This window comes from Phormidesmis priestleyi BC1401 (genome assembly GCF_001650195.1).
In the GTDB taxonomy this organism is placed as follows: Bacteria; Cyanobacteriota; Cyanobacteriia; order Leptolyngbyales; family Leptolyngbyaceae; genus Phormidesmis_A; species Phormidesmis_A priestleyi_B.
Genome location: NZ_LXYR01000181.1, coordinates 1 through 770, shown reverse-complemented (window position 1 = coordinate 770; position 770 = coordinate 1). Strand labels below are relative to the sequence as shown.

At 48.7% G+C, this 770-nt stretch carries 2 protein-coding genes; both read left to right on the top strand.

The window, feature by feature from the left end; genetic code table 11:
* Window positions 1-80: 80 nt before the first annotated feature.
* A complete protein-coding gene (locus tag A8707_RS26335; RefSeq protein WP_197485111.1) occupies window positions 81-425 on the top strand; it encodes a DUF1788 domain-containing protein in 345 nt (114 codons plus the stop codon).
* Between the two features lie 89 nt (window positions 426-514).
* On the top strand, window positions 515-760 hold the full coding sequence (locus A8707_RS26330) for a hypothetical protein (protein ID WP_068820420.1): 246 nt from the start codon (window positions 515-517) through the stop codon (window positions 758-760).
* The last annotated feature ends 10 nt before the right edge of the window (window positions 761-770 follow it).

The following is a 770-nucleotide window of genomic DNA, read 5'->3' as shown; positions in this document are numbered from 1 at the left end:
TTTTTGTCGGAGGTCATCGCTGTAGGGGGCTGGCATCGCTCATTTGAGGGTCTCAACTTCTATAGTATGTCCTAACCTAACTGGCAACGGCTATAGAAGCATCTGTTTCCAAAGATCAACTGAAAGAGCTTTTCCAGGGTGTTCTCGATCCAGAGGCTCATCTGATACCCGCGATCGCCCGCGAAATGGCAGCCACTAAGTTTGATGTGTTGCTTCTTTCAGGGATTGGAGAGGTGTTTCCCTATATCCGGTCTCATAACGTGCTAAACAATCTGCAAAGCACGGCTAAGGAAAAGCCAACCGTCTTGTTTTTTCCGGGTGACTATACCCATTCCTTGGAAGTTGGGGCATCGCTCGATCTTTTTGGCAAACTGCACGACGACAAATACTACCGAGCCTTCAATATCTTTCACTGCGAAGTTTAAGCGGGGAACCCATCATGGGGTGCGACCTCTACTTGATTTAGTAGGTCAAGCATGATATCACTGAGTGAGGCAACCAAGAGGTGGTGAGTATGAGCGCTCAATTGCTGAGTCAAGAAGGGACGCAAGTCAGGATAGAAGTGACGATAGACCTGAGTCATTCGCTGCTGACCAGTGAAGAAGCGATTCAGGAAAGCCTCAACGAGGCGGGTCGTATTGCCACTACAGCCGCTCTTGAGTATCTGGACACCGGGTGCGACCTCTATTTGATACTATTAGAGGGCAACGGAAAAGCCGTATTGATTCAGTTTGTTCCAGAATTGATCCCAACGCGTTGAGGTCAAGACC

What these genes read in the sequence shown, in the direction of transcription:
- A8707_RS26330 (WP_068820420.1), top strand. Translation starts at nt 515, where the DNA reads ATGAGCGCTCAATTGCTGAGTCAAGAAGGGACGCAAGTCAGGATAGAA.